This window comes from Paenibacillus maysiensis (assembly GCF_000520815.1).
Lineage (GTDB): Bacteria > Bacillota > Bacilli > Paenibacillales > Paenibacillaceae > Paenibacillus > Paenibacillus maysiensis.
This window is the reverse complement of record NZ_ASRY01000294.1, coordinates 24,276-31,094: the sequence shown is the minus strand read 5'-3', so window position 1 is coordinate 31,094 and position 6,819 is coordinate 24,276. Positions and strand designations below refer to the sequence as shown.

Genomic DNA, 6,819 nt, shown 5'->3' with positions numbered 1-6,819 from the left:
AGCCAAAGCACGACAATCGTGGCGGCTATACGAATGAGAAGAGCACCTCCGGTACCGTACAGTATCGCTTTTTTTTGCGTGTCGGGCGGTAGCTTTCGGGCGGCAAGTCCAATGACAATAGCGTTATCTCCTGCAAGCAGAAGGTCAATAAATATCACATTAAGCAGTAGCCAAAAAAACTGAAATCCGGACATGTCAATCGTTCTCATCTCCCTGATTAAACAACCTAAGTTCAGTATGCTCTGTTTATGATTAATACCCGTTTTCCGGAAATACGATTCATTATATTGCTGTTTGCTAATCATTTCAAGGATTATGCTCAACAAATCAGGTGTTGATTTTTAATAAATTATGGATATGTCTAATAAAATTATTAGATTCCTCGGTGTACAAGCATACCCTCGTCCTATTTCGCATACAAGTAGCATGGGGGTGTTTGTACACATGGAGCATATCATTTTGCTGTTGAAAATATTAATGATCAATTTGGTGTTAAGCGGTGATAATGCGGTTGTTATAGCCATGGCGAGCAAAAACTTGCCTGCAAGACAGCGGAGCCAAGCGATATGGTGGGGGGCGCTCGGCGCAGTTGCCCTGCGCTGTGTGTTGACTTTTGCAGCTGTTATTTTGCTAGGCATACCCTTCATTCAGGCAGTAGGTGGTCTGCTCTTGTTATGGATTGCGTTTAAGCTGCTTTATGAGAATAACGATAATGTGGGGGTAAGAGCTGAAACGACTATATGGAAGGCTATACAAGTGATTCTGGTAGCGGATTTTGTGATGAGTCTGGATAACGTATTGGCTATTGCAGCACTTGCAAATGGGGACATTGCGATCATTGTCATCGGTATTGCGATTAGCATTCCAATTGTGGTATGGGGAAGCAACGTTATTGCAGTCTGGCTTCACCGTTTCCCTGTACTTGTTCTACTCGGATCTGCAATACTGGCCTTCACGGCAGGTGAAATGCTACTGCGTGATCCCAAACTGGGAGCATGGTTAGCCGGGTCTCGGGAAGTTTTACATTCATGGTTACCGGGATTACTGGCCACCGTAGTTGTAATAGCAGGATTATATCAGCAGTTGCGAGCCCGCCGCATTTGAACGTAGTTTTTTTGGAAAACATCGGCTAAACTATACATAAGGCTTTTGCAAATGCCGGGGAATCTACTCGTTTTTTGTAAAAACACTATAAAATCCAGCAAATAAAGGAGACCACGATGAATTCCGGAAAAGAGCGTATGATCGGATTGGGCATCATTGCCGTAGGACTGATTATTTTGTTAGGAAAACTGGGGGTCTTCTCCTTTTTGGGACAATACTTCTGGCCCTTGCTGATTTTAATACCTGGTATTATATTGCATGCGATGTACATGATGCGTAAGGTTTCTCCCATTATGCTGCTGCCGGCCGGGATTTTGTCGGTGTACGGTTTTTTATTTTTTCTCTGTAATACATGGGGCTGGCATCTGATGGCCTATCTGTGGCCTTTGTTACTGCTGGGTGTGGCGGTTGGATTATGGGAATACGTCATTAATGATATAACGCTGCCTCGCACTGTATATACAGGGAGCATGATTTTGGGACTAGTTTCGGTACTTCTGCTGATTATTAGCATGTTGAGGACCGGAATTATTTATGTGGTTGCAGTTGTATTGATCGGTGCAGGGATATGGCTGATGGTTAACAATCGTACCAAACGTAAATGGTGAAACGACAAGCCGTGCAAAATTTATGGCGGTAAATTACGGAACAGCCAATAATGTCTTGCTTTATGACATATTTCAACTATAATATAATGGATATGATAAGAGCGTCGGAATGTTTTCTGACGCTTATTTTAAGGTTTTCACGCGAATCGGAAAGAGAAGCTACCTGCACAAAGCCTGAAATATACAGAGGGCTGGCAGGGAGCGGGCCTGAAGAACGATTGTTAGCCTTGGATAAGCATTACTTTCAGGATAGAGACACTATTTTGATATACGGAAAGGATATGGATACAAACCATGCATGCAAGAGAGAACATTCGCAATATTGCTATTATTGCCCACGTCGACCACGGCAAAACGACGCTTGTCGACAAGCTTCTTCAACAGTCCGGAACATTTAGAGACCACGAGGCTGTTCAGGAGCGCGCCATGGACTCCAACGATCTGGAGCGTGAACGCGGTATTACGATTTTGGCTAAAAATACAGCTATTACGTACAAAGATTACCTGATCAACATTGTGGATACACCGGGACACGCCGACTTTGGAGGCGAAGTGGAACGGATTATGAAAATGGTTGACGGTGTTTTGCTCGTCGTTGATGCTTACGAAGGTTGTATGCCGCAGACTAAATTCGTACTGCGTAAAGCGTTGGAGCAAAACCTGACGCCAATCGTTGTTGTTAACAAAATTGACCGTCCGGCCGCTCGTCCGGCCGAAGTTATTGATGAAGTACTTGATCTGTTCATCGAGTTGGGTGCGAATGATGAGCAGTTGGAATTCCCTGTTGTTTATGCTTCAGCGCTGAACGGAACATCCAGTCTGGATGCCGAAAAGCAAGACGATAACATGCAGGCATTGTACGAAACCGTTGTGGATCACATCCCCGCTCCAACGGAGAAAGTAGATGAGCCTCTTCAATTCCTCGTAACACTAATGGACTATAACGAATATCTTGGCCGCATTGCAGTGGGTCGTGTAAACCGTGGTATTATCAAGCAGGGACAAGCGGTTACGGTTATGCAGCGTGACGGCAGCAGCAAATCAGCGCGTATTGAGAAGCTGTTCGGCTTCCAAGGTCTGAAACGGATCGAAACCGATCAAGCGGGCGCTGGTGACATTGTGGCTATTGCAGGGATCAAGGATATTAACATTGGCGAAACGATTGCTGATCCAAATCATCCTGAAGCTTTACCTGTACTGAAGATTGATGAGCCAACGCTGCAAATGACCTTCCTGGTTAATAACAGCCCATTTGCAGGTCGCGAAGGTAAATGGATCACATCCCGTAAACTGCGCGAGCGTCTTCTGAAAGAACTTGAAACGGATGTCAGCTTGCGTGTTGATGAAACCGACAGCCCGGACGCGTTTATCGTATCCGGACGTGGTGAGTTGCATCTGGGTATCCTGATTGAAAACATGCGTCGTGAAGGTTATGAGCTGCAAGTGTCCAAACCGGAAGTAATCGTGAAGGAAATTGATGGCAAGAAAATGGAGCCTATCGAACGTCTTCTCATTGATATTCCTGAAGAAAGCATGGGCGCAGTTATGGAAAGTCTGGGCTCCCGTAAAGCTGAAATGGTCAACATGATTAACAACGGCACCGGACAGGTTCGTTTGGAATTCCTGATTCCTGCACGTGGTCTGATTGGTTACACTACGAACTTCCTGACTTTGACTCGTGGTTATGGCGTAATGAACCATGCGTTTGACAGCTATGGTCCATTTGTTGGCGGTCAAGTTGGTGGACGTCATCAAGGCGTACTCATTTCAACGGAAAATGGAAGCACTACATTCTATGGAATGATGGGTGTAGAGGATCGCGGTATTCTGTTCCTGGAGCCGGGTACTGAGATTTATGAAGGTATGGTCGTCGGAGAGCATACACGTGATAACGACATCGTTGTTAACATTTGTAAAGAGAAGCAATTGACGAACGTTCGCTCTGCAACAAAAGACGATACTGTTAAACTTAAAACGCCTCGTATCTTCTCTTTGGAACAAGCGCTCGAATATTTGAATGATGATGAGTATTGTGAAATTACACCTAATGCCATTCGTTTGCGCAAAAAGATTTTGAACAAAAGTGAGCGCGAGCGTGCAGAAAAACAACGTAAAACAGCACAAGCAAATTCGTAATTGATGGATTGGTTTTGGCCACAGCGGCGACGCCCGGCAACGGGATGCGCCGCTGTATCTGTTTTAGGATTGTAAACTTGGAGAAAGCTTTATTTCTCAAAAAGCAGGAAAAGGTGTTGAAGCATGAGTAATCTTTCTAACGGATTGCCTCCCCGGACACAAAGCGGGAAAAAATCCGCCAAACCGAAAAAAACGAAAAAGAAAAAAAGCTTTTTCAGATCGTTTATGAAGTTTGTTCTGTTTCTGCTCATTATAGGTATCTTGGCGGCCGGCGGTTACGCCTACTATCTATACAATCAGGTAGAGGATGTTTTGGATACGGGGATCAATAAAGAGGTGCCAAAAACACAATTGGCCGAGGCCAAGCCTTTGACCATTTTGTTGCTTGGAACGGATTACCGCCCTGATCATCCAACATATTTGTCGGACGTTATTATGGTAGCTACACTGAATCCGAATACCAAGTCATCTACAATCGTGTCGTTGCCGAGGGATACGCGGCTAGAACTGGATGGTTATAAACCTCGTAAGCTGAATGAGTACTATCCGGTGTTCAAGGCCAGAGAGAAAGAGTCTGGTGAAGTCGCTGAAGAGCAAATGAAGAAGATGATCGGCAAATATTTGAACATTGACATCGATTATGTGACAGTTATTAACTTCCAGGGCTTCAGAGATGTTGTGGATAATTTGGGTGGCGTAGATGTGACGGTCGACAAAAATATGTGTTACCGTGACAGTGCAGATGGTACTAACATTAACTTGAAGGCAGGAGCACAACATTTGGACGGTGATCAGGCCCTTGATTTTGTTCGTTACCGTAAATCAAACTGTCGTCCGAGAACAGATGAATCTGATGATTTTGATCGCAACCGTCGACAAAATCAGGTGCTTCATTCCTTGATTGACCAAATGCAGTCCTTCAGTGCTCTAAGCAAATTTAGTGCAATTATTAAATCCGTTGATAAGAATATGATGACAGATATTGAGTCTCAGCAAATGAAAAATCTCGTACAGACCTATTGGAATATTTCCAAGCAAAATGTGAATTACAAACCGGTAGCGGGAACGTGGCGCAGTCCTTATGTCTATATTGATGAGCAGCAGCTTGATCTGGCCAAACAAGCACTGCAAGAGGAATTATCCAAAAAGGCGAGCGACAATAATACTGTCTCTTCTTCCAATTCTTGAGTTTGTATCTTACTTCCCTCTTATGTTATACTCGCAGCGAGTAAAAGCTCTTATATGGCATAAGGGGGTTGAGGTATGTCTGAATGGGTAGCACGCCAAGTATATGGTTTTGACATTCATACCCGTTTGCTGTCTAATATCGTTTGTTTTTTTGGTAATGAAATGAATAGAATAAGTAAGGTCCAGTGAGTAATCACTGGGCCTTTTGTGTCTGATCCTAAGGTGTACAGGCTCTAACGGCTCTAATTACCTACCAACTTTTCGTTGTTTAACGCTGTCTCTGGGGTCTTTTTTCAGGGAATCAGCAAGTATTGGGTACCCGGTGAATAGGTATAGGTATGAAACACGAGATTGTCCACGCCGCTTTGGAGGGGATCTAAATGAAGAAAATTTTTGTGCTGGATACGAATGTGCTACTGCATGATCCGAAAGCCATCTTTACCTTCAAAGAACATGAAGTGGTTATTCCAGCTGTTGTTCTGGAAGAAATCGACTCCAAAAAACGCAACGCGGATGAGATTGGACGGAATGCCCGCAATGTATCGCGATTACTGGATGGATTGAGGGAAGTAGGGCATCTGCACAGTGGTGTTCCGCTTCCGCAAGGTGGGAGGCTCAAGGTTGAATTAAATCACCGGAGCTTTTTGAAAGTTCAGGAGATGTTCGGGGAGGTTTCGAACGATAACCGAATTTTGGCGGTCGCCTTGAATTATCATTTGGAGGAGAAGGAGCTGCCTGAACCGCGTTCGGTCGTGCTGGTCAGTAAAGATGTGCTGGTGAGAATCAAGGCAGATGTGTTAGGACTGCTGACCGAAGACTATTTATCCGACAGAACCGGTGATCTGAGTGAGCTATATCCCGGGTACTCGGCAATTCAGGTGCATCCGTCCATCATAGATGAGTTTTATTCCAATCGTTTTTTACCTATCAAACCACTGGAACTGTCTTATACGCTATATCCTCATGAATTCGTTATTCTAAAGGATGAAATGGGAACTGGAAAATCGGCTTTGCTGAAAGTGAACCAGGAGGCAGACCGATTGGAGCCTCTGTATTTAAGCAATGAACCGGTGTGGGGGATCAGTGCGCGTAATGCCCAGCAGCGGATGGCGCTGGAGCTTTTGCTTAATGATGATATCCCGTTGGTGACGATTACCGGAAAAGCAGGTACAGGCAAAACGTTGCTGGCGCTCGCTGCGGGTCTGCTCAAGGTAGAGGATGAACATCGCTTCAAGAAGCTGCTGATCGCCCGTCCTGTCGTGCCTATGGGCAAGGATATCGGTTATTTACCGGGAGAAAAGGAAGAAAAGCTTCGCCCGTGGATGCAACCGATCTACGACAATCTGGAATATTTGTTTGATGCCAAAAAATCAGGCGATATCGATAAAATTTTGATGGGCTTGGGCAGCATTCAGGTGGAGGCGCTCACTTATATTCGCGGGCGCTCAATACCGGGACAATTTATTATTGTTGATGAGGCACAGAATTTGTCCCGACATGAGATCAAAACAATCGTATCTCGTGTAGGTGAGGGGAGTAAAATTATTTTGATGGGAGACCCGGAGCAAATTGACCACCCTTACCTGGATGCCGCCAGTAACGGGCTGACGTATGTGGTAGAACGCTTCAAGCAGGAAGGGATTAGCGGACATATTATGCTGGAAAAAGGAGAGCGCTCCAAGCTGGCGCAGTTGGCAGCTGATCTGCTGTAGAAGCTCATATCACTATTCATTATCAGGATATTTATATACTGCACAGCATTTTGTCGCAAATAAGAAGACCT

Annotated in this window: 6 protein-coding genes; 5 read left to right on the top strand and 1 reads right to left on the bottom strand. The window is 44.8% G+C overall.

The genetic code is table 11. The features are described from left to right. Positions 1-194, bottom strand: a 194-nt coding sequence (locus L696_RS0123065) for a TerC family protein (protein WP_025685755.1), incomplete at its 3' end; no start/stop codon positions are given. A gap of 250 nt (positions 195-444) precedes the next feature. Between L696_RS0123065 and L696_RS0123060 the strand changes: the two genes are divergently transcribed. From L696_RS0123060 to L696_RS0123035, 5 genes are all read left to right on the top strand, one after another. Then, entirely contained in the window at positions 445-1,104 is a 660-nt protein-coding gene (locus tag L696_RS0123060) for a TerC family protein (protein WP_025685754.1), read from the top strand. Positions 1,105-1,220: 116 nt separating this feature from the next. After that, positions 1,221-1,712, top strand: coding sequence for a hypothetical protein (locus L696_RS0123055; protein ID WP_025685753.1), 492 nt, complete (start codon positions 1,221-1,223; stop codon positions 1,710-1,712). A 294-nt stretch (positions 1,713-2,006) separates the two neighbouring features. After that, positions 2,007-3,848 (top strand): translational GTPase TypA, encoded by a 1,842-nt coding sequence (gene typA / locus L696_RS0123050; protein WP_025685752.1) that lies wholly within the window; start codon positions 2,007-2,009, stop codon positions 3,846-3,848. A gap of 123 nt (positions 3,849-3,971) precedes the next feature. Beyond that, a complete protein-coding gene (locus L696_RS0123045) occupies positions 3,972-5,036 on the top strand; it encodes an LCP family protein (protein ID WP_025685751.1) in 1,065 nt (354 codons plus the stop codon). Positions 5,037-5,416: 380 nt separating this feature from the next. After that, positions 5,417-6,748, top strand: a complete 1,332-nt coding sequence (locus L696_RS0123035) for a PhoH family protein (RefSeq protein ID WP_025685750.1) — start codon at positions 5,417-5,419, stop codon at positions 6,746-6,748. Positions 6,749-6,819 lie beyond the last annotated feature (71 nt).